Source organism: Streptomyces sp. NPDC006207 (assembly GCF_040613835.1).
Lineage (GTDB): Bacteria > Actinomycetota > Actinomycetes > Streptomycetales > Streptomycetaceae > Actinacidiphila.
This window is the reverse complement of record NZ_JBEXSX010000020.1, coordinates 62,943-83,462: the sequence shown is the minus strand read 5'-3', so window position 1 is coordinate 83,462 and position 20,520 is coordinate 62,943. Positions and strand designations below refer to the sequence as shown.

Annotated in this window: 25 protein-coding genes and 1 tRNA gene; 7 read left to right on the top strand and 19 right to left on the bottom strand. The window is 73.0% G+C overall.

Annotated elements, in window-relative coordinates; genetic code table 11:
* Window positions 1–2 precede the first annotated feature (2 nt).
* Entirely contained in the window at window positions 3–242 is a 240-nt protein-coding gene (locus ABZ312_RS18240; protein ID WP_500323819.1) for a hypothetical protein, read from the top strand.
* Window positions 243–289: 47 nt separating this feature from the next.
* Here the strand turns inward: ABZ312_RS18240 and ABZ312_RS18235 are convergent, their stop codons facing one another.
* From ABZ312_RS18235 to ABZ312_RS18200, 8 genes are all read right to left on the bottom strand, one after another.
* Window positions 290–832, bottom strand: a complete 543-nt coding sequence (locus tag ABZ312_RS18235) for a hypothetical protein (protein WP_500438173.1) — start codon at window positions 830–832, stop codon at window positions 290–292.
* Window positions 833–837: 5 nt separating this feature from the next.
* Entirely contained in the window at window positions 838–1,191 is a 354-nt protein-coding gene (locus ABZ312_RS18230; RefSeq protein WP_500323817.1) for an ArsR/SmtB family transcription factor, read from the bottom strand.
* Entirely contained in the window at window positions 1,188–1,664 is a 477-nt protein-coding gene (locus ABZ312_RS18225) for an SRPBCC family protein (protein WP_500323816.1), read from the bottom strand. Before ABZ312_RS18225 ends, ABZ312_RS18230 begins: the two co-directional genes overlap by 4 nt.
* Window positions 1,665–1,756: 92 nt before the next feature.
* A complete protein-coding gene (locus ABZ312_RS18220; RefSeq protein WP_500323815.1) occupies window positions 1,757–2,488 on the bottom strand; it encodes a tyrosine-protein phosphatase in 732 nt (243 codons plus the stop codon).
* 29 nt (window positions 2,489–2,517) lie between these two features.
* Window positions 2,518–3,990, bottom strand: coding sequence for an FAD-binding protein (locus tag ABZ312_RS18215; protein ID WP_500438172.1), 1,473 nt, complete (start codon window positions 3,988–3,990; stop codon window positions 2,518–2,520).
* Window positions 3,991–4,147: 157 nt separating this feature from the next.
* The gene (locus ABZ312_RS18210; protein WP_500438170.1) at window positions 4,148–5,365 is read right to left on the bottom strand and encodes a hypothetical protein; all 1,218 of its coding nucleotides are present in this window, start codon (window positions 5,363–5,365) and stop codon (window positions 4,148–4,150) included.
* A gap of 63 nt (window positions 5,366–5,428) precedes the next feature.
* Complete coding sequence (locus ABZ312_RS18205) at window positions 5,429–5,953, bottom strand: SigE family RNA polymerase sigma factor (protein WP_500323812.1); 525 nt, start codon at window positions 5,951–5,953, stop codon at window positions 5,429–5,431.
* 35 nt (window positions 5,954–5,988) lie between these two features.
* The gene (locus ABZ312_RS18200) at window positions 5,989–7,083 is read right to left on the bottom strand and encodes an MFS transporter (RefSeq protein ID WP_500438168.1); all 1,095 of its coding nucleotides are present in this window, start codon (window positions 7,081–7,083) and stop codon (window positions 5,989–5,991) included.
* A 144-nt stretch (window positions 7,084–7,227) separates the two neighbouring features.
* On the opposite strand from ABZ312_RS18200, the gene ABZ312_RS18195 reads away from it, so the two are divergent.
* On the top strand, window positions 7,228–7,497 hold the full coding sequence (locus ABZ312_RS18195; protein WP_500323810.1) for a DUF6343 family protein: 270 nt from the start codon (window positions 7,228–7,230) through the stop codon (window positions 7,495–7,497).
* Window positions 7,498–7,570: 73 nt separating this feature from the next.
* On the opposite strand, the gene ABZ312_RS18190 is transcribed toward ABZ312_RS18195, so the two are convergent.
* Both ABZ312_RS18190 and ABZ312_RS18185 read right to left on the bottom strand, forming a co-directional pair.
* Window positions 7,571–7,644 (bottom strand) — tRNA-Met (locus tag ABZ312_RS18190).
* A 15-nt stretch (window positions 7,645–7,659) separates the two neighbouring features.
* Window positions 7,660–8,049 carry a hypothetical protein gene (locus ABZ312_RS18185; protein ID WP_500323809.1) on the bottom strand — a complete coding sequence of 130 codons (390 nt, stop codon included), beginning with the start codon at window positions 8,047–8,049 and terminating at the stop codon, window positions 7,660–7,662.
* 270 nt (window positions 8,050–8,319) lie between these two features.
* Between ABZ312_RS18185 and ABZ312_RS18180 the strand changes: the two genes are divergently transcribed.
* Complete coding sequence (locus ABZ312_RS18180) at window positions 8,320–9,933, top strand: ABC-F family ATP-binding cassette domain-containing protein (RefSeq protein ID WP_500438166.1); 1,614 nt, start codon at window positions 8,320–8,322, stop codon at window positions 9,931–9,933.
* 105 nt (window positions 9,934–10,038) lie between these two features.
* On the opposite strand, the gene ABZ312_RS18175 is transcribed toward ABZ312_RS18180, so the two are convergent.
* Window positions 10,039–10,665: a hypothetical protein gene (locus tag ABZ312_RS18175; RefSeq protein WP_500323807.1), complete on the bottom strand. Its 627-nt coding sequence runs from the start codon at window positions 10,663–10,665 to the stop codon at window positions 10,039–10,041.
* A gap of 208 nt (window positions 10,666–10,873) precedes the next feature.
* On the opposite strand from ABZ312_RS18175, the gene ABZ312_RS18170 reads away from it, so the two are divergent.
* Window positions 10,874–12,274: a helix-turn-helix domain-containing protein gene (locus ABZ312_RS18170; RefSeq protein ID WP_500438164.1), complete on the top strand. Its 1,401-nt coding sequence runs from the start codon at window positions 10,874–10,876 to the stop codon at window positions 12,272–12,274.
* 131 nt (window positions 12,275–12,405) lie between these two features.
* Here ABZ312_RS18170 and ABZ312_RS18165 read toward each other — a convergent pair whose 3' ends face one another.
* Window positions 12,406–12,702 carry a DUF4190 domain-containing protein gene (locus tag ABZ312_RS18165; protein WP_499515149.1) on the bottom strand — a complete coding sequence of 99 codons (297 nt, stop codon included), beginning with the start codon at window positions 12,700–12,702 and terminating at the stop codon, window positions 12,406–12,408.
* Between the two features lie 29 nt (window positions 12,703–12,731).
* A complete protein-coding gene (locus ABZ312_RS18160) occupies window positions 12,732–12,890 on the bottom strand; it encodes a hypothetical protein (protein WP_500323805.1) in 159 nt (52 codons plus the stop codon).
* 142 nt (window positions 12,891–13,032) lie between these two features.
* Between ABZ312_RS18160 and ABZ312_RS18155 the strand changes: the two genes are divergently transcribed.
* Window positions 13,033–13,662 (top strand): TetR family transcriptional regulator, encoded by a 630-nt coding sequence (locus ABZ312_RS18155; protein ID WP_500323804.1) that lies wholly within the window; start codon window positions 13,033–13,035, stop codon window positions 13,660–13,662.
* A gap of 44 nt (window positions 13,663–13,706) precedes the next feature.
* The gene (locus tag ABZ312_RS18150) at window positions 13,707–14,618 is read left to right on the top strand and encodes a YceI family protein (protein WP_500323803.1); all 912 of its coding nucleotides are present in this window, start codon (window positions 13,707–13,709) and stop codon (window positions 14,616–14,618) included.
* A gap of 15 nt (window positions 14,619–14,633) precedes the next feature.
* Here ABZ312_RS18150 and ABZ312_RS18145 read toward each other — a convergent pair whose 3' ends face one another.
* The 4 genes from ABZ312_RS18145 to ABZ312_RS18130 all read right to left on the bottom strand — a co-directional run bounded on the left by ABZ312_RS18145 (window position 14,634) and on the right by ABZ312_RS18130 (window position 18,079).
* The gene (locus ABZ312_RS18145; RefSeq protein ID WP_500323802.1) at window positions 14,634–15,428 is read right to left on the bottom strand and encodes a VOC family protein; all 795 of its coding nucleotides are present in this window, start codon (window positions 15,426–15,428) and stop codon (window positions 14,634–14,636) included.
* Window positions 15,429–15,511: 83 nt separating this feature from the next.
* A complete protein-coding gene (locus ABZ312_RS18140; protein WP_500323801.1) occupies window positions 15,512–16,303 on the bottom strand; it encodes a VOC family protein in 792 nt (263 codons plus the stop codon).
* A 95-nt stretch (window positions 16,304–16,398) separates the two neighbouring features.
* The gene (locus ABZ312_RS18135; RefSeq protein WP_500438162.1) at window positions 16,399–17,169 is read right to left on the bottom strand and encodes an ABC transporter ATP-binding protein; all 771 of its coding nucleotides are present in this window, start codon (window positions 17,167–17,169) and stop codon (window positions 16,399–16,401) included.
* Window positions 17,162–18,079 carry an ABC transporter permease gene (locus ABZ312_RS18130; protein ID WP_500323799.1) on the bottom strand — a complete coding sequence of 306 codons (918 nt, stop codon included), beginning with the start codon at window positions 18,077–18,079 and terminating at the stop codon, window positions 17,162–17,164. The genes ABZ312_RS18135 and ABZ312_RS18130 overlap by 8 nt, the downstream gene beginning before the upstream one ends.
* Before the next feature lie 147 nt (window positions 18,080–18,226).
* Here ABZ312_RS18130 and ABZ312_RS18125 point away from each other — a divergent pair, with 147 nt between their 5' ends.
* The gene (locus ABZ312_RS18125; protein ID WP_499515141.1) at window positions 18,227–18,838 is read left to right on the top strand and encodes a TetR/AcrR family transcriptional regulator; all 612 of its coding nucleotides are present in this window, start codon (window positions 18,227–18,229) and stop codon (window positions 18,836–18,838) included.
* On the opposite strand, the gene ABZ312_RS18120 is transcribed toward ABZ312_RS18125, so the two are convergent.
* Both ABZ312_RS18120 and ABZ312_RS18115 read right to left on the bottom strand, forming a co-directional pair.
* Window positions 18,784–19,146 (bottom strand): hypothetical protein, encoded by a 363-nt coding sequence (locus tag ABZ312_RS18120; protein ID WP_500438161.1) that lies wholly within the window; start codon window positions 19,144–19,146, stop codon window positions 18,784–18,786. The genes ABZ312_RS18125 and ABZ312_RS18120 overlap by 55 nt on opposite strands.
* A gap of 122 nt (window positions 19,147–19,268) precedes the next feature.
* Window positions 19,269–20,315, bottom strand: a complete 1,047-nt coding sequence (locus tag ABZ312_RS18115) for an NAD(P)-dependent alcohol dehydrogenase (RefSeq protein WP_500323797.1) — start codon at window positions 20,313–20,315, stop codon at window positions 19,269–19,271.
* Between the last annotated feature and the right edge of the window lie 205 nt (window positions 20,316–20,520).

The following is a 20,520-nucleotide window of genomic DNA, read 5'->3' as shown; positions in this document are numbered from 1 at the left end:
GCATGGACATCCAGTGGGGCAACCTCGGCAGCGTGTTCGGGGCCAGCCTCGGCATCACGATCGCCGTCGTGGTGATGTTCTCGCTGGGCGTCGCCGCGTGGGGCCGCGCCGGCGGCGGAGGCCCGCGCGACGGGCAGTCGCGCGACGCCCAGGAGAAGACGGCCCTGGCCGTGGCGGCCCTGTGCTTCGCGGCGTGCCTGGCGGTGGCGGCCTACGGCATCGACCTGATCGTCCCCGGCTGACGCTCCGCGCCGAAGTGCGGCGGGGCCGGCTGCGGCGTCCGGGCCGGTCAGGCCGGGTTGGCGTCCACGGCCGAGGCGGGCGCGGGCAGCGGCGTGACGGTGCCGCGCTCGTCCCCGGCGGGCGCAGGCGGGGCGGCGGCGGGGGCCTGCCGGCCGGCTTGCTTCTTCTCGACGACCTTCTCCGCGGTCTTGCCGCCGAAGTAGAAGCCCACCATCACGATCATGAAGGTGTTGAAGCTGCCGTAGACGTCGTCGAGGAAGCCGGAGGTGTCCGCCATCGCCCGCGCGACCTCGTTGTTGAACGAGGCCGCGACGAAACCGAAGTAGAGGACCGTGAAGGCGGACATCACGGCGGTGCGCACGTCGCGGGAGTCGGTGAAGAGCACCAGGAAGGTGCACAGGCTCATGGCGGGCAGCGCCACGGACAGCCCCGCGATGCCGATGTCCTGCCCGAAGAACCAGAAGGTCGATGCCACGCCCAGCGCGAGCAGCACCACGTTCACGACGACGAGCAGCAGGCCCACCTGCCAGTTGATCCGACCGTCGCCTATGCGGCCGGAGAACTTGTCCGGCGGCCTCTCCCCGTTCACGGCGCTCAGGTTACACCGGGGTCCCGCGAAGTGGGTTCCTCCGCAAGGCGTTTGATGGCCGACAGCCGGGCGTCCCAGCGGGCGGCGACGCGGTCCATCCACCGCGCCGCCGCCACCAGCCGCTCGGGCCGTACGGCGTACCGCATCTCCCGGCCCGTGCGCCTCCCGGCGACCAGTCCCGCGTGGTCCAGCACCGTGAGGTGCTTGACGATCGCCTGACGGGACACGGGGAGCTCGGCCGCGAGCACGGTGGCGGTGGTGTCACCGTGCTCGGCGATGGCGTCCAGGATGCGACGCCGCATCGGGTCGGCCAGCGCGGCGAAGACGTCCTCCTCGCCCTCGGTACGGGTCTGCGTCATGCGGGCAGCTTCTCCACGTACGTGGCGAGTCCGGCCGTGACGTCCACCCAGCCCTGCGCATGGCTCTCGTACCCGGCGTACGGGATGCGGTCCTCGGGGATGGCGAGGGCCGCGAAGCCGCTCTCGACGACCCGCAGACGGGTGCCGTCCCCGTCGGCGGTGAGGGTGAACTCGACGAGGGTGGAGTTGTCCTGCGTGGCCTCCGCGCCGGGGAAGGCGGTGGCCCAGCGGTAGGAGAAGTAGCGCGGCGGTTCCACGCTCACGATGCGGCTGGGGTAGACACCGAAGCCGTGGTCGATCTCGAAGGCGCCGCCCGGCCGCAGGTCCACGTCCGCGGGCGCGCCGCCACCGCCCAGGTCCTCGCCGAACCAGCGGCCGATGTGCTCGGGCCTGGTCAGGACGTCCCACACGCGCTCGACCGGCGCCGCGATGCTGATCTCCCGTTCGATCCGGTCCTGGGTCTGGGTGCTCATGATGGTTCCTCCGTCGCTGGACAGCCTTACGTGCAACTCCAGGGTTGCACGTAAGGCCATATCGCGCAACCGATAAGTTGCACGTTGGGGGGTCAGCCGGTGAGCAGCACCTCGCGCAGGGCGGTGAGCAGGGCGTCGTCCGTGCCGAGCCGCGCGCGGGCGTACCCTTCGACGGAACCGTGCTCGGCGGTGAGCCCGGCGAGGAAGATCCGCATCGCGTCGGCGGGCGCCCTCCCCCAGCCGGGCCAGCGCAGGCTCCGCTCCGGGTTGGCCGCCGTCCAGTCCGCGAGCAGGCGGGCGGTGGCCAGCTCGCTCAGCGCGTAGTCGGCGACGATGTCCTCCTCGGACACCCCCAGCAGCCCGAGCACCAGCGCGGCGAGCAGCCCGGTGCGGTCCTTGCCCGCCGCGCAGTGGAACACCAGCGGCCCGCTGGTGTCGGCGGCGATCACCTCGAGCGCGCGCGCCAGCTCCTTGACGCCGTCGGCCGCGACCTCCGCGTGCAGCCGGGCGTAGAAGGCGGTCGTCTCGACCTCCGGCCCGAACGCGGTCTGGTCGACGGGCCGGTGCTCGATGCTGAGGTTGTGGTAGGCGACCCCGGTGGCCTCCGGGACGCGCCCCTTGGCCTCGATCTCGAACGGGTAGCGCAGGTCGATGACCGTGCGCACCCCGAGGGCGGCGAAGCGCTCCAGATCCGTGCCCCCGAGCTTCGAGAGCGCGTCGGAACGGTAGAGCCGCCCCCAGCGGACCGTGCGGCCGCCGGCCGTGCGGTAGCCGCCCAGGTCGCGGAAGTTGTGCAGTCGGTCGAACGCGATGTGTCTCCCCATGGGGGGACCTTACGGGGCGGGCCGCCCGCTCAGAAGATCCCCTGACCGGGGACGAGGATCCCCCGGGGGTCGTACCGGCGCCTGGCCGCCGCCAGGGCGGGCCACGCGGAGCCGAAGTGGGCGCGCCAGTCGGCGCGGCCGAAGGGGATGGAGCCGACCGGGTACTGGGTGCCGCCGGCCGCCCGGGTGGCCTCGTACGCGGCCCGGTTGGCGGCCAGGAGGCGGTCGACCGTCGCGGTGTCCTGCGGCGGGGTGGTGCGCAGCACGGCGAGCAGGTACGGGACCGGGTCCTGGCCGGCCCGCAGCAGGGGGCGGTGCAGGCGCTCGCGCAGCAGCGGGTAGAGCAGCACGACACCGGGACCCAGGTCGGCGGGCGTGAGCGCGTCGAGGATGCCGCCGGCCACGGCGGCGGCCTTGTCCCCGGGGATGAGCAGGTTGAGCCAGGGGTGGGCGAAGTCCCACAGGCCGGCGGCCTTGAGCGCCGCCACCGAGGCCGCGAGCCGGTCGAGGAAGGCGAAGTAGCCGAGGTCCTCGGTCTGCACGCCCGCGGTGTCGTGGTGCAGCCCCGCCAGCAGCGCGGCGTCGTCGGGCGCGGCGTCGTACGAGACCGCCTCCAGGACGTAGCCGCGGAAGGCGCCGTTCGCGTCCGGGACGACCTGGCCCTCGACGTAGCCGAACCGGCCGTCGGTGACCAGCAGTCGCTGGTCGGCGAGGAAGGTGCCGAGGTCGTGGTACGGCAGCAGGTAGTGCCGGACCGTCGCCGGGGCCTTCACCAGGCGCAGCGTGGCCGACACGATGACGGCGCACTGCCCCAGGCCCGCCAGCACCGCCTCGAACAGGTCCCGGTGCCGCGACGGGGAGCAGCGCAGCGACTCGCCCGCCCCGGTGACGACGTGCAGCTCGGTGACGTTGTCGACCTGGGCGCCGTGGTGGTGGCTCTGCCCGCCGAGTCCGCCCACGGACAGGGTGCCGCCGACGGAGAGTTCGAGGTAGTCGGTGAAGACGGGCGGCGTGAGCCCGTGCGCCAGGGTGGCCCTGGTGACCTCGCTCCACGTGGCCCCGGCGCCGACCGTGACGGTACGGCTGTGCGCTCCGACCGGGCCGATCCCCGCCAGGGGCGTGGTCTCGATGACCAGCCCGCCGTCGACCTGCGCCTGACCGTAGGTGCCGTGGCCCTGGCCGCGCGGCGCCACCTTCAGCCCGTGCCGGTTGCAGAAGCGCACCATGGCGACGACGTCGTCCACCGACCCCGGACGCAGCACCGCGACCGGCCTGCGGTGCACGATGTGCCCGAAGTCGTCCGCGGCGGCGCCGAGGGAGGCGTCGTCGGTGAACAGCGTCCCGTCCAGGTGGGGCAGCCCCGCCAGCGTGCCGTCCGCCCGGTCCGCGGCCGCCGCGGCCACGGCCCAACTGCGGCCCAGGGGGTCGAATCCGACGACCACGGCGCCCGCGGCCGTCGCCGCCGTCCGCAACATCGCACGTCTGGACGGGAGGTGGGACATGCGCGCTCCCCCTGAACGGGTCGGTGGACACTGCAACAGTCCCGGATTCTAGGCCTGCTGTCCCCCCGTCAACAGCGACTCGTGGAATCCCGTGGGGCCACCGGCGACGCTAACCGACCCCATGGCGGGCGGCCCGCCGGGCGGGCCGCCCGGGTGATCATCCGAGCGACTCCCACCGGGGGTCGGTCGCCGCCTTCACGAGGGCGTCCATGCCGAGGGCGGGCGTGGTGCGCGTGGGAGGCCGGTGGTAGCCACCGGAGTTGAGTTCCGAGATGACGACCCGCAGCCCGTCGGGCCGCAGGGTGTCGGCGGTCCACTGCTGGATCCCGGCCCCGCCCTTGTCCCCCGCCCCTTGAGTGGTCTGCACCTTGGTGCCGTCGGGCAGGGTCTGGGGGTCGGAGAAGTTCAGGTCCCCGAAGTCCTCCTCGGCCCAGTGCTGGACGTTGACCTCGACGAGCGTGGGCCCGTGACCGTCGTCCACCGTGACGTGGGCGTAGCCGTCCTCCCCCACCGGTGCGGTGATCTTCAGGCCCGCCGGCATGACGGCCTTGAGGCGCTTCAGGATCTCCGTGCCGCTCACCTCGCCGGATCCGGGGCGGGGCTCCCCGGACGAGGCCGAAGCCTCCGGGAACACGGCGAACAGGCGCTTCCACTCCGTCGCACGCACCAGGGCACCGAGCTGCGCCGCGCTGAGCGGCGGGTCGTCCCGGGTGGAGTGCTCGGACTTCTGCTCGGTGGCGTTCCACTCGTCGGCCTCGATCTGGTGGCCCTCACGGGTGGTCAGGACGGCCCGCCAGTTCTTGGGCCCCGTGCGTTCGTCCTGGTACTCCCAGGTCCTGATGACCACCAGCACCGACCCGTCCTGGAGTTCCGTGCGCGTGCAGGTGCTGCCCTCCCTCATGAGCGTGAGGTCGGGGCAACGGGTGCGCTCCTGGCCGGGCGTGGCGCGACTGAGGGCGACGGCGATCGTCGACGCGCCGTGACCGTCGTCCCAGACGACCTGGGCCCTGGGGACCATGTGCGCCGAGGGCCGCGTGTCCGTGGCGTGCCCGGCCAGGATCCTGCCCGCGGGGAGCAGGTCCTCGAAGACCGCGAGCATCTTCCGGTCGGAGGCCGTCTCGGGGCCCCATCCGAAGTTCGCGATCGTGCCCGTCGTCGCCGGGCCCACGTCCTGGGCGCCGCCGCGGGGGACGACCAGGGCGGCGGTCACCCCCGCGGCCGCCACGGCGGCGACGGTGCCCGCGACGGCGGCCGTACGGCGGCGGTGGAGGCTGCGGCCCTGCGCGAGGCCGGCCGCGACGAGGGCGCGGTGGTCGGTGCTGAAACTGTCGCCGGTGCTCCGCAGAGCGGCGCCGAGGTCGTCTTCGAAGGGCATGGTGAACCACCGTCCGGAGGAGAGGAGAGGTCGTAAGGGGAAGGGAAGCCGGTGGGGGGGGAGTCAGTGGGAGGAGACGAGTTCCGCGAGGCTGTCGCCGAGCAGTTCGCGGAGCCTGGCGAGGGCACGCACCGACCGGCTGCGCACAGCGCTCGAGCTGACCCGCATCGCGTCGGCGGTCTCCTCGATGCTCCGGTCCTCCCAGTAGCGCAGGACGACGACCGCGCGGTCCTTGGGCGCCAGCCGGGCGAGCGCGTCCAGGAGGGTCAGCCGCAGCAGGGCCGTGTCGCTGTCGGAGCCGCCGGCGTCCGCGGGCACGTCGGGGAGCTCGCCCGTGGGGGACTCGCCGCTGCTGCGCCGCCGCCTGTGGCTGAGGAAGGTGCGGACGAGCACGGTCTGGGCGTACCCGGCGGGGTTGCCCACGCGGGACACCCGCCACCAGGTGACGTACAGCTTGCCGAGGGTCTCCTGCACGAGGTCCTCGGCGAGATGGGTGTCACCGCCGGTGAGCAGGCAGGCCGACCGGAAGAGATGTGCAGCGCGGGTCCTCGCGAAGTCCAGGAAGTCCTTCGTACGGTCCTCGTGCATGTCCCACCCCGTCGTCGTCCGGCGTCGCCCTCACCTCACTGACGTCGTGGGGGTGGGGAAATGTTGCACCTCCACAGCAGGAGCACAGGAAGCAGCAGCGGCAGCGCCGCCAGGGCGAACAGCGGACCCGGCCCGGACCAGTGGGAGCCCAGGGCCCAGCAGCCGAAGAGCAGGAGCGATCCGGCCTCGGAGCCCAGGCCCGCCAAGGAGGTGACCGTCGCACGGGTGCGGTCGGTGATGCGGTCCTGGAGGCGGGCGTCGGCGGCCGTCGTCGCCCAGTCGAGGAGGCCGAAGGCGACGGCCACCAGTGCCAGGCCGGCCGGATGCGTGCCGGCCGCGCCCGCGGTCAGGCACACCACGGCGGCGGCCGGTGCGAGCGGGGCCCAGCGGGTACCGCGGCCGGCGAGCCAGCCGCCGGCCGTGGCCCCCGCGGTCACCAGGAGTACGAGCAGCGGGACGAAGGACGGCCGCACGCCCGTCGCCTGCGCGAGCAGCGGGACGTACTCGTCCAGCGCGGTCGCGCCGGCCACCAGGGAGACGACGGTCACCATGCGCCCGGCGCCGGGGGTGTGCCGGGCCTGGTCGAGGGCCTCGCGCAGCAGCCCTGCGTACGAGGCCGCGCCGCCGCCCTCGTCGGCACCGGCGCCGCGTGCCCGGGGTTCGGGCAGCGCGAGGGCGGCCAGCGCGGTGAGCACGGTCACCGCGACGCTGGCCAGCCCGACCGCGCGGTCGCCGCCGGCCGCGAGGAGCGGTCCCGCCAGCGCGGTCGCGGCCAGGGCCGCCGTGGTGCCGATTGCCTGCGCCCGGCCGGTGAGGCGGGCGTACGCGTGCGCCGCGCCGACGCGGGTCAGCTCCTCGTGCACCAGGGCCTGCAGCGCCCCGGACCGCAGCGCGGACCCGGCGCCCCACAGGACGAACCCGGCGGCGAAGGACGCGTAGCACGGCCACAGGGTCCACAGCGTGAAGCCCGCCCCGGCCAGCAGCGGCGCGAGGGTGAGCAGGGCGCGCCGGGAGAAGCGGTCGGCCCACACGCCCGAGGGCACCTCGAGCAGGAACGCCGTGAGGGACCAGACGGCGAAGAGCGAGGAGATCCCCGCCTCGGACAGCCCGGCACCCGCGAAGAGCACCACGTACACCGGGTAGAGCGGGATCAGGTCCTCGAGGAAGGCGTAGGCGTAGAGCCTGCGCGCCAGTGGGGACTCCGGTGCGGATCAATGTCGCCATGTCATGGGACGAGCGTAGCCGGGTACGAACCGGATGAGGAGGCGTTTTCCATGCGTATGGGACGGAGCGGGAACGAGCCCCTGCGGGCTCGCAGCGCACTGCGGATGCGGCTCGCACTCGCGGCCTTCGGGCTGGTCTGGGCGATCGCGGGAACGGTGCTCTTCGCCGACCTGGGGCGTACCGGGTGGGCCGTCTTCTTCGGTCTGCTGGCGCTCGCCGCCGGCACCGACCTGGTGCTGATCGTCCGGCACATCCGCCAGGGCGCGCACTGGCAGCCGGGGCGCGACGTCCCGCCCTACGAACCGCTCCGCAAACGCTGAGCGCACGGCCGGACACGCACGGGCAGGCAAAGACCGAGGGCCCGGTGCTGATGCACCGGGCCCTCGGCTTCAGTAGCGGGGACAGGATTTGAACCTGCGACCTCTGGGTTATGAGCCCAGCGAGCTACCGAGCTGCTCCACCCCGCGTCGTTGAACGCAACCTTACGGGGTGTCGGCGCCAGGACCAAATCCATTCCCGGTCAGCCACCGCCAGCGGGGGATCTCGGCCACGACGGTGGCGGCCGCGAGGACCCCGACCAGCACCGCGACCGGGGCGGGCCAGGCCGCCCAGGAGGAGACGACGGCCGCTCCGAGCTGCAGCAGCACCAGCGCGACGGTCACCGCGCCGGGGACGGGGACGATCACCTGCGCCTTGTCCCCGGGGGTGGCGAACACCGTCGGCAGGCCGGCGAGCACGACCACCGAGAGCGCGGCGAGCGGCCAGGAGTGCCCGGCCAGGGCCCACGGGGTCGCGACCCAGGCCACGAGCTCGGTGGTGAAGCGGAGGACGGAGGCGACGCGGCCGTCGGGCGCGGTGGTCCGGGAGGTCACGGCGTCACACTCCCACGGACCGGGCGCCCGGTAAATGCGTTGCCGGGGCCCGGGCACCGGCGTAGCTTCTGCTCCGGCCTGCCACCGTCCGATTGGAGAAGGCCGTTGCTCTTCTGAGGTCAGGGACACCGTGTCCGCGGCTCGCCGAACCGGCGTCCGCGCGGGCCCGTGTGCGACCTCGGCCGTGAGCAGCCGCCTGTGTGCAGCGCCCGCCTTCCGGTGTCCCCGTGTGCCGACCCGTCGTCATTCACGAGCACCCCGGAGGACCACATGGGACATCCCACGATCTCCATCACCTGCACCGACCTCTCCTTCGCCTGGCCGGACGGCACTCCCGTCCTGGACGGTTTCCAGCTCGCCGTCGGCCCCGGCCGCACCGGCCTCATCGGGCTCAACGGCTCCGGGAAGTCCACCCTGTTGCGGCTCCTCGCGGGCGAACTGACCCCCGCCGAAGGGACGGTTCGCGTCGTCGGCGAGGTCGGCTACCTGCCGCAGGACGTCGTCCTGGACACCGCGCTGCGGGTGGACGAGGCCCTGGGCATCGCGGACGCGCGGGCCGCACTGCACGCCGTCGAGGCCGGCGACGTACGCGAGGAGAACTTCGCGGCGGTCGGCGACGACTGGGACGTGGAGGAGCGGGCCCGCGCCGGACTGGACGGCCTCGGACTGGGCCACGTCGGCCTCGACCGGGTCGTCGGCGAACTGTCGGGCGGCGAGTGCGTCCTGCTGCGGCTGGCGGCCCTGCTGCTGCGCCGTCCGGACGTGCTGCTGCTCGACGAGCCGACCAACAACCTGGACCTGGCGGCCAGGCAGCGGCTCCACGAGGCGGTCGCGGCCTGGAACGGCGTGCTGGTGGTCGTCTCCCACGACCGCGAACTGCTCCGGCACGTGGACCGGATCGCCGAGCTGCGCGACGGCGGGGTCCGCTGGTACGGGGGCGACATCGCCGTCTGCGAGGAGGCCCTGGCCGTCGAGCAGGAGGCCGCCGAGCGCATGCTGCGCGTCGCGGAGTCCGATGTGCGGCGCCAGAAGCGGGAGTTGGCCGACGCCAACGTCAAACTGGCCCGCCGTGTGCGGTACGGGCAGAAGATGTACGACAACAAGCGGGAGCCGCGCGCCGTGATGAAACTGCGCAAGCGCAGCGCCCAGGTGTCGGCGGGCAAGCACCGCGTGCTGCACACCGAGCGGCTGGCGGAGGCGAAGGAGCGGCTGGACGAGGCCGTGGAGGCGGTGCGGGACGACGACGAGATCCGCGTCGACCTGCCGCACACCGCGGTGCCCGCCGGCCGGAACGTGCTGACGCTGCGTTCCCTGCGGACGGCGTACGGGGCGCCTGCCGGGGACCTGGAGCTGCGCGGCCCGGAACGGATCGCGCTGGTCGGCCGGAACGGCGCCGGGAAGACGACGCTGCTGCGGACGATCACCGGCGAACTGCCGCCGGCGGCGGGCGAGGCGCAGGTGCATGTGCCGCTGCGCTTCCTGCCGCAGCGGCTGGACGTCCTGGACGACGAGCTGTCGGTCGTGGCCAACGTGGCGCGGTTCGCCCCGGAGGCGACGGGCAACCGCATCCGCGCGTCGCTGGCCCGCTTCCTCTTCCGTGGCGGACGGGCCGACCAGGCGGCCGGTTCGCTGTCGGGCGGGGAGCGGTTCCGGGCCTCGCTCGCGGCGCTGATGCTCGCCCAGCCCTCGCCGCAGCTGCTGCTGCTCGACGAGCCGACGAACAGCCTGGACATGGCGAGCGTACGGCAGTTGACGACGGCGCTGGCCTCCTACGAGGGGGCACTGGTCGTGGCGAGCCACGACCTGCCGTTCCTGCGGGGCATCGGCGTCACGCGCTGGCTGCGGCTCGACGCCTGCGGGCTCACCCGCGTCGAGCCGCTGTGACGGACATGGTGCCGCTCCGGCGGCGGGGCTCCCCCCGGGGCCCCGCCGCCGGTGTCCGTGGGCCGCGCTTCCGCGTCAGCGGTCGTCAGCGGTCGTCAGCGGTCGTCAGCGGTACAGCTTGTTCACGGCGGTCCGCGTGGTCTTCTTGAAGGCCTTCAGCGGGATCTGGTCGAGGGTCCCCATCTGGCCCCACTCGACGACGGTGACGGTGCGGCCGTCGCGGCCGATCCCGTAGAGCCGGACGTTGTGCTCGGACTCGGGGGGCGCGACGTGCACGCCGTAGACGTGCGCGCCCTCCTCCACGTCGAGGGCGCCGAAGTCCTTCCAGTCGGCCTCCGAGCCCGGGTTCTGCTCCAGGAAGCGGCCGGCGCAGCCCCGCACGGACGCGCGGAGCTTGGCGGCCAGGTCACGCGCCGCCTTGGTGTTCTTGGTCGTGAAGGTGACCTGCTGGGCGTTGGTGTCCAGTTCGGTCCAGAACGAGCGGTGCGAGACGCCCTTGCGGGGCAGGCCGCGCAGGGCGCAGGCGGTGCCGCCCTCGGGCAGGCCGCCGGTGACCCGGTCGGCGTACCAGGGCGAGAGGGGGTACGGCGGCAGTTCCTTCGGCGCGAGGAACCTCGGCGCCGCGGTGGGCGCGGCGGCCCCGGCCTCGGCGGAGCCGGCGGCGAGCAGAGAGGTGGCGGCGACCGCGGCCAGCGCGGTCACGGCGGCGCGGCGGGTGGGTGTGCGGTTCAAGGTGCTTCCCCCGTGGTCAGGTCGTGGACGAGGACCGTCGCCGAACGGCGCCGGTACTGCACCTCAGCCTGCGCGGCGCCGTCACGACCCGGCAACAGCAGCGGCCGGTTCCGGGACGCCGGAACGGTTGCGCGTACCCTGGCCTGGGGAGACGTGAGCGCCCTGGAACGGGCGGCCGGGACACGGGAAGACGTCGGGGGCGCGGGACATGGGTGGTACGGCAGCGGGCAGCGAGCACTTCGCCCGGTATTTACGTGACCTGAAGGACCGTTCGGGGCTGAGCTACGGGCAGCTGGCGACCCGGCTCCACGTCAGCACGTCGACCCTGCACCGTTATTGCAACGGCGACGCCGTACCGGCCGACTACGCGGTCGTGGAGCGCCTGGCGCGGTTGTGCGGCGCGGGACCGGAGGAACTGGTCGAGCTGCACCGCCGATGGGTGCTCGCGGACGCCGTCCGGCGGGTCGGCAACCGCGGCGGCGGCGGTGCGGTGGCCGAGCGCGACGAGAGCGGCAACGGGAGCGGAGACGGAGAGGCCGACGCGAACGGCGACGACGACGCCGCCGGGAACGCCGCCGGGAACGCCCCCGTCGGAAACGCGCCTCCACCCGGCCCCGAGGCGGCCCCGCAGGCGCCCGCCGAACTCGACCCGATCGGCACTGTCCCGGCGCCGCGCCCGCCGCGCTCCTGGCGCCGGCGTCTGTCGCGGCCCGCCGTCGCCGGATCGGTGGCGGCGCTCGTGCTCACCGGCGCCGCACTGGCGATGACCGACGGCACGGGCGGCGAGGGTCCGCCGGCCCACGCCGCGTCCTCGCCCTCCGCGCGCCCCGGCGGGGCGGGAGGCACACCCCCCTCGCCGGGTGGGACGGGCACGGTCCCGGCCTCGCCCGGCACGTCCCCCTCCGGGCAGGCCTCGTCCACGACGCCGTCGGCGAACGGCACCGACACCGCTGCGCGCTCCCCCGGCGGCAGCACGGCTTCCCACGCCCCGGTGCCCGCGCGGCCTCTGGTCTGGAGCGTGCGCTCGCACGTCTGGGAGAACGGCTGCGGTCACGACTACCTCATCGACCGGCCCCCCGCGGACGTCCCTCCCCCGCCGGTCTCCCAGGACGCGCGCGCCTGGGCCGCCGCGCTCGGCGCCGTGCACGGCGGTACGACCATCGTCGAGGCCACGATCCGGGGGCGCGGGTCGACGCCGGTGGTGGTGCAGGCCCTGCACGTCCGCGTCGTCGAACGACGCGACCCGCTGCGCTGGTCGTCGTACTCGATGGACAACGGCTGCGGTGGAGCGCTGACCCCCGCGGAGTACGCGGTGGACCTCGACGCCGCGCGTCCGCAGCCGCGGCCGCGGGACGGCTCCGACAGCGAGCACGTCCTTCCCGCGGTCCGCCTCCCGTACCAGGTCTCCGCACAGGATCCGCTGGTGCTCAGGGTGCACGCCCGCACGGTGCGCTGCGACTGCGACTGGTTCCTCGAACTGGAGTGGAGCGCCGGCGGCCTGACGGACACGGTCCGCATCGACGACGGCGGGCGCCCCTTCCGCACCAGCGGCGTCAAGGGCCGCCCCGAGTACGGTTACTGGTCCTCCGGGGGCTGGACCCGCAACTAGGCTCCGCGCCCCGTCCCGACGCCCCGTCCCCGTGCCGCGTCGCCCGCGCCGGGACGTGCGGAAGGTCCCCACCCCCCCCGTGAAGGGTGGGGACCCGCTCCCCCGTTTCCCGTCGGCCGCGTCCCTCGCGGTCAGAGGCCGAACGGCCAGATGAGGCCCTTGTTCATGGTGATGAGCACGACCAGCACCATCAGGTCGGCCGCGCCGAGCACCAGGCCGAGGATCGCCCGGACCGGACGCCGGGTGCCCCGGACGAGCGCGACGCCGCCGAGGATCAGGGCGAAGGGGCCGAGCACGATGTTGAAGGCCAGCAGGCCGACCAGGCCCAGCACGAACGAGGCGACGGCCATGCCGTCGGAGCCGTCCGAGCCCGACCGGGCTTCCATGGCGCGCAGTTCGCGCTCACGGGCAGGTACGTAGGAGTCCATGGGTGGGTTCCCCCCTGGGAGACGTGGGGTCAGCGGTGGTGGCGGTGGTGCCCGACGCGCTCGCGGACGTAGAACGTGAGCAGCCAGACACCGACCACGCCCGCGGCGACGAAGAAGACGGAGGACGAGGTGTACGAGACGGTGCCCAGGAGGATCCCCATGGCGACCAGGACGACGAGGAGGGTCACGGCGTGTGCCTTTCTCGGTTGCCGGATGGCACTGCGGGCTGCGGACGACGTCACAGCTCAGTGAACAACTGGAATAACAGTTGTTCACTGAGTCGGTACTCTACTCTCGCGCAACTCGGCGAACGGCTGTTTACTGGATGACATGAGTCACACCCTCGGGGTCCGTGAGGCCCAGAAGCAGCAGACCCGGCGGGCCCTCCTCGACGCGGGCCTGCGCCTGCTGGAGAACCAGAGCTTGAGCAGCCTGGGGCTGCGCGAGGTCACCCGTGAAGTGGGCGTCGCGCCCGCCGGGTTCTACCGGCACTTCCGCGACATGGGCGATCTCGGAGTGGCCCTGGTCGCCGAGTCGCTGGGCAGTCTGCACGCGATGATCCGGGCGATCCTGGCCGAGCAGGACGACGCCGAGGAGGTCATCGCCCGCTCCGTCCGCGTCATCACCCTGCACGTGCGCGACCACCGGTCGCACATCCGCTTCATCGCCCGCGAGCGGCACGGCGGGGTGCAGGCCGTCCGCGAGGCCATCGCCGCCGAACTCTCGCTCTTCGCAGACGAAGTGGCCGAGGCGCTCGGCGCGCAGCCCGTCTCGCAGGGCTGGACGGCCGAGGACGTGCGCATGCTCGCCGAGTTGTACGTGGACCGCATGCTGATGACGGCGATCGCCTTCATGGAGGCGCCGGCCGATGACGCCGCGACCGAGGAGCACATCGCGGAGCGGGCCCGCAAGGAGCTCTACCTGATCCACCTGGGACGTCGGCACTGGCTGGACGCCTGAGGGCGAATTGACACTTGCGTGGATCCACCATCTAGGGTGGTCGCATGGCTTTCGCACTCTTTCGGCGCAATCGGACGGCCAACGGCACCGCGGATCCCGCTCTGTTGCCACCGATCGCCAGGGGCGCGGGACTGATCAGCTGTCAGGTGCTCGACCCCGCGGGCCGGCCGATGGGCGGAGCCGAGGTCACCGTGTCCGACGCCCGCACCCAGCGCACGCAGGTGAGGGCGATTAGCGACCCGTACGGGACGTTCCTCGCCACCCTGCCGCCCGGGCACCACTCGGTGATGATCAGCGCGGACGGCATGCGGCCCTACCGGGGCACGGTGGAGATCGCGGCGGGACTCCAGTCCCCCATCGGCACGGTGCGGTTGGCCCCCGCACCGGGGCTCGAACTGCCGCCGCCGGGCACCTGGTTCTTCGACCCGCCGCACACGGCCGTCCGGTTCATCGCCAAGCACGTCGGCATGGCCCATGTGCACGGCCGGTTCGACCGCTTCGAGGGCGGCATACGCGTCGCGGAACGCATGGAGGACTCCCATGTCGAGATCACCATCGACGCCGCGAGCATCAACACCGGCAACCGGACCCGGGACGACCACCTGCGCTCCGGTGACTTCCTGGACGTGGCCGCCCATCCCTGGATCCGGTTCGCGAGCGACCGCTTCGTGCACCAGGGCGGTTCGCGGTGGGCCGTCCACGGCCACCTCAGCATGCACGGCACCAGCCGCTCGGTGACCCTGGACACCGACTACCTGGGCATGGCGACCGGCGGCTACGGCGAGGAGCTGCGCTGCGCCGCCCTCGCCACCGCCGAACTGCACCGCGACGACTACACCCTCAACTGGCGGAGCATGCTGGCGCGGGGCATCGCGGTGGTGGGCCCGACCGTCAAGCTGGAACTCGACGTCCAGGCCATGTTCTCCAGCCACGACACCCCGACGCCACCGGAGTAGCCGCCGCGCGCGCCCTCAGCCCGCGGAGGGCACCGGTGTGATGACGGCGAAGGCCGCGCCCTGCGGGTCGACGACCTGGCCGAAGCGCCCGACCTGCGGCATGTCCATCGCGGGGACGCGGATCGTGCCGCCGGCCTGGACGGCCTTGGCGAGCGTGGCGTCGCAGTCGGCCACCGCGAAGTACGGCAGCCAGTGCCCGCCGGCGCCCGCGGCCAGCATCTCCTCGTCGAGCTGCATGACGCCGCCGTGGGCGTCGCTCTCGCCGCCGCCCGCCGGGGAGACCATGGTGTAGACGTTGCCGGGCATCTGGGAGTCCTCGGTCTTCCACTCGAAGACCGAGCGGTAGAAGGCCAGCGCCGCGGGCGCGTCGGTGGTGTAGAGCTCGGTCCAGTACAGGGAGCCGGGCTCGTTGACGACGTCCAGGCCCTTGTTGGCGCCCGGCTGCCACACGCAGAACCGGGCCCCGGTCGGGTCGGCGTACGCCGCCATCCGCCCTAGGTCGAAGACGTCCATGGGGGAGAACCGCACGCCGCCGCCCGCCTGTTCGACGGACTTGGTGGTGGCGTCGGCGTCGGCCGTCTGGAAGAACGGCTCCCAGGCCGCGGTGGTGACGCCGGGTTCGTTGTTGGGGCCGATGCCCGCGACGGTCCGGTCACCGGTGCGGAACATGCCGTAGCCGCCGGCCTCCGGTCCGGCCGAGAGGAAGTCCCAGCCGAAGACCTCGCGGTAGTAGGCCACCGAGGCCTCGACGTCGGGGGTCCCCAGGTCGAGCCAGTTGGGGGCGCCGGGAACGTAGTTGGTGCTGAGCATGGTGTGCTCCTTCGACGGGGGTGCTGTGCCCTGGTCGCTCACAGTCTTGCAGCGGGCACTGACAGTGGCCCCGTACCGCTCCGTCAGCCCTGCCCCGGCTGGCTGGCGATGACCGCGAACAGCGCGCCGAAGGGGTCCGCTAGGTGCGCGAAGCGCCCGACGCCCTCGGCGTGCTGCGGCGCCATGACGACCGTCCCGCCGAGCTGCCCGGCCTTGGCGACGACCGCGTCGGCGTCCTCGACCTCGAAGTAGGGCAGCCACCGCGGGGTGACGCCGGCGGCCCTCATCTCCTCGGTGATCTCCACGATGCCGCCCAGGGACGCCTCCCGGCCGCCGCCCGAGGTCGACAGCACGGCGTAGCGGGTGGTGCCCAGCGGCACGTCCTGCGCCTGCCACTCGAAGACCGCGCCGTAGAAGGCGCCGGCTGCGGCGGCGTCCGGCGCGTACAGCTCAGCCCACCCGAGGCTGCCCGGCTCGGTGACCACGTCGAGGCCCTTGATGTCGCGGGGCTGCCACACGGCGAACTCCGCTCCCCCGGGGTCGGTGAAGCCGGCCATCCGGCCGTTGCTGAAGACGTCGAAGGGCGCGAAGCGGACCGTGCCGCCGGCCTGCTCGACCGCCTTGGCGGTGGCGTCGGCGTCGGCCGTCTGGAAGTACAGCGTCCAGGAGGACCGCATGCCCTCCTCGCTGAGCGGCCCGAACGCGGCCACGGTCTTCCCGCCGAGACGGAAGAAGCCGTAGCCGCCGGCCTCGGGCCCGAGCGACTGCGCGTCCCAGGCGAAGAGCCCGGTGTAGAAGGAGACCGCCGCCCCGAGGTCCGGGCTGCCCAGGTCGATCCAGTTCGGGGCGCCGTTGACGTACTGGGTGGTGAGCATGGCGGTCTCCTTGGCCTGCGTGCGTGCCCGGTGCTGCCGTGGTCCCGGTGTCCGTCCTCAGTCTGGCACCGGTGCCCGGCTCGCGCCGGGCGGCGTCACTTCCCCTGGGTGAACGCGTCGTAGGCCTTGAGCACGTCGTCCGTGGGGCCGTCCATCCGCAGCGTGCCGTGCTCCAGCCAGATGGCGCGGTCGCAGGTGTCCCGGATCGACTTGTTGTTGTGGCTGACCAGGAAGACGGTGCCGGCCTCCTTGCGCAGCTCGCGGATCCGCGCCTCGGAGCGCTTGCGGAACCGGTTGTCGCCGGTGGCGAGCGCCTCGTCGATCATCAGCACGTCGTGGCTCCTGGCCGCGGCGATCGAGAAGCGCAGCCGGGCCGCCATGCCGGAGGAGTAGGTCCGCATCGGGAGGGAGATGAAGTCGCCCTTCTCGTTGATGCCGGAGAACTCCACGATCGACTCGTAGCGCTCCCGCACCTCGTCCTGCGACATCCCCATCGCGAGGCCGCCGAGCATGATGTTGCGCTCGCCGGTCAGGTCGTTCATCAGGGCGGCGTTCACGCCGAGCAGGGAGGGCTGCCCCTGGGTGTACACCTTGCCGCTCTCCGCGGGCAGCAGCCCCGCGACCGCCTTGAGGAGGGTCGACTTGCCCGAGCCGTTGGAGCCGATCAGCCCGATCGACTCGCCCCGGTAGGCGGTGAAGCTGACGCCGCGCACGGCGTGCACCTTGCGGACGTTCGGGTTGCCTCCCTTGCGGCGGACCAGCCGCGACAGGGCGTTGACCGCGGTGCCGCGGCCCGACCCCGCACCGTGCACCCGGTACACGATGTGCAGGTCGTCCACGATCACGGTGGGGATGCGCTCAGCCACGGCCGTACCTCTCCTCAGCCTTCCAGAACCACACGAAGCCCCCGATGCCCATGACCAGGGCCCAGCCCAGGGCGACCGCCCACACGTGCGGCGGCAGCTGCTCGGAGGTGAAGCTGTCGATCAGAGCGAAGCGCATCAGGTCGATGTAGACCGCCGCGGGGTTCAGTCCGAGCAGGATCTTCACGGCCTGCGGCGCGTGCGCCGCCACGTGGCTGATGCTGTACATCACGCCGGAGGTGTACATCCAGGTCCGCAGGATGAACGGCATCAGCTGCGCGAGGTCGGTCATCTTGCTGCCGAGCCGCGCCATCACCAGCGCCAGGCCCGCGTTGAACACCGACTGCAGGATCAGCGCCGGGATCGCGAGCAGCCAGGACGGCCTCGGCACCTCGCCGGTCATCAGCACGATGGCGAAGAGCACGAGCATCGACATCAGCAACTGCTGCAGCTGCATGATCGTCTGCGCGATCGGCAGGCTGGCACGGGGGAAGTGCAGGGCCCGTACCAGGCCGAGGTTGCCCGAGATCGCCCGCACGCCCGCCATCACCGAGGACTGGGTGAAGGTGTAGACGAAGATGCCGGTGACCAGGAACGCGATGTAGTTGTCCACGCCGCGGTCGGTGCCCAGGAGCAGGCCGAAGATCAGGTAGTACACCGCCGCATTGAGCAGCGGGGTCAGCACCTGCCACAGTTGACCCAGGCGCGCCCGCGTGTACTGCGCCGCCACGCGGGCGGTGGCGTACGAGGTGATGAAGTGCCGGCGTCCCCACAGCTGCCGCACGTAGGCGCCCAGACCGGGACGGGCCCCGCTCACCGTGAGGCCGTACGTGGCCGCCAGCTGTGCGGGGGACGGCGCCGGAGCGCCGGGCGGCGCGGGCGCCGCTGAGGAGGACTCGATGTCAAGGCTCACGAGGGGGGCGCTTCCGTTCGGGGGGTGAGGCGCAGGGGGGTGGTTGTGCGCCGACGGAACGAGACCGTATCGTCGTTACCAGGACGTTAGACCACACGAGCGTTGGAACGCAACCGTTCCGTCCCGTCGTCGCGTAGGCTGCCGGACATGGCACCGGACACCGCACCCCCACGACGCGCCCCCGCCGGGGCGGCTGTGCTCCGAGACGATGTCACGGAGGCGATCCGGGCGGCCGTCTTCGAGGAGCTCGCCGCGGTCGGGTACGGCCGGATGTCCATCGAGGGCATCGCACGGCGTGCGGGCGTGGGCAAGGCCGCGGTCTACCGGCGCTGGCGTTCCAAGCTGCCGCTCGTCCTCGACGTGGTCTCCGCCGTCGCCGCGCTCGGCGTGCCGGCGCCCGCCACGGGCAGCCTGCCGGGTGACATCCGGATGCTGCTGGAGGTGACGGCGCGGGCGCTGCGGCACCCCGTCGCCTCGCAGATCATCCCCGACCTGCTGGCGGAGGCCTCGCGCAACCCGGAGATCGCCGAGACCCTGCAGACGGCGCTGCGCGACACCCAGCGCGGCATCGCCACCGCCATCGTCGAGGCCGCGGTCGAACGCGGCGAGCTCCCCGCCGGCACGGACTGCGACCTCGCGCTCGACCTCATGGCCGGCCCCCTCTACTGGCGCCTCGCGGTCCTCCGCTCCCCCCTCACCCCCCGCTACCTCGACCGTCTCGCCGCCGCCACGGCCGCGGCCCTGGCGGCGTCGGCCTGACGCCCGCGCGTGCCGGGCACCAGGTAGACCTGGCCCAGGGGGCTGTGGCGCAGCCGCCGGACCTCGAGGTCCGTGATCGACGCGGCCGGATCCTGGTCGGCCCGGTCGGCCCGGTCGGCCCGGTCGCGGGCCGCGGCTCGCCCCATCGCGGCGGCCACGGCGGCGTCGGCTCCTTCCTGGGTGTCGTCGACGACGTAGTAGTGCCAGGTCTCGCCGCTGCGGGCAGCGTGGCGGCGCAGGCCCACGAGCCACTGGTCCGCGCAGGTCGCGGGGCCGGCCGGGTGCTGCCGGTCGATGGTGGTGTGCATGCCTTCTGCTCCCCTGGATCGGTCGGCCACCGGGGGTGGTGACCGGCCGGGGCCGCCCGCCGGTCCGGTGCGGTCGGCGGGCGGCCCCGTGGCGGTCGCGTCCCGTGCGGGCCGCGGCCCGGTCAGATCGTGGACGCGTCGATCACGAAGCGGTAGCGCACGTCGCTGGCGAGGATGCGCCGGAAGGCCTCGTTGATCCGGTCGGCGGGGATCAGCTCGATCTCCGCGCCGAAGCCGTGCTCCGCGCAGAAGTCCAGCATTTCCTGCGTCTCCGCGATGCCGCCGATCAGGGAACCGGCGATGGTCCTGCGGCCGGTGATCACGGAGAAGAGGTCCAGGGAGATCGGCTCCTCGGGCAGGCCGACGTTCACCAGGGCGCCGTCGGTCTTCAGCAGCTTGAGGTAGGCGCCGAAGTCGAGCGGGGCCGAGACGGTGGACAGGATGATGTCGAAGGTGCCCTCGAGCTCCTCGAACGTCCTCGGGTCGCCGGTGGCGCGGTAGTGGTCGGCGCCCAGCCGCAGTCCGTCCTCCTTCTTGCGCAGGGACTGCGAGAGCACCGTCACCTCGGCGCCGAGCGCATGGGCGATCTTCACGGCCAGGTGACCGAGGCCGCCCATGCCCAGGACCGCCACCTTCCTGCCCGGTCCGGCGCCGAAGTGCCGGAGCGGGGAGTAGGTGGTGATGCCGGCGCAGAGCAGGGGCGCGGCCACCTCCAGGGAGAGGCCGTCGGGGATGCGCAGGACGTAGTTCTCGTCGACGACGATGGCCCGGGAGTAGCCGCCGTAGGTGGGCTCGCCGTCCCTGCCGACCGCGTTGTACGTGAAGATCATGCCGCCGCCCGTGCAGTACTGCTCCAGGCCCGCCTTGCAGTTGTCGCAGGTGCGGCACGAGTCGACCATGCAGCCGACGCCCACCCGGTCGCCGACCTGGAACCTCGTGACGCCGGGGCCGATTTCGGAGACGACGCCGGCGATCTCGTGGCCGGGGACCATCGGGAAGATCGCCTCTCCCCAGCCCTCGTCGACCTGGTGGATGTCGGAGTGACAGATGCCGGCGTACTTGACGTCGATCAGGACGTCGAACTCGCCGACCTCGCGACGCTCGATGGTGGTGCGCTCCAGCGGGGACTTGGGAGCGTGAGCGGCGTACGCGTGGGTGGTGCTGGTCATGTCCGTGGTCTCCTCAAGGATCGGTGCCATCACGTTCGGTGATCGCGGCAGGTGGCGGCAGCCTCGATGCGCTCGGGGATGCCGTCTGCGGGAGGGGAGGAGGACCGGGAACGGGGGCTCGGCTGGATCCGTGCCTGCCCGGTGGGCCTCCGCAATCCAGGACACCACGCGGGAACCGGGCCGCAGGGGCCGCTTCCCGGCCCTG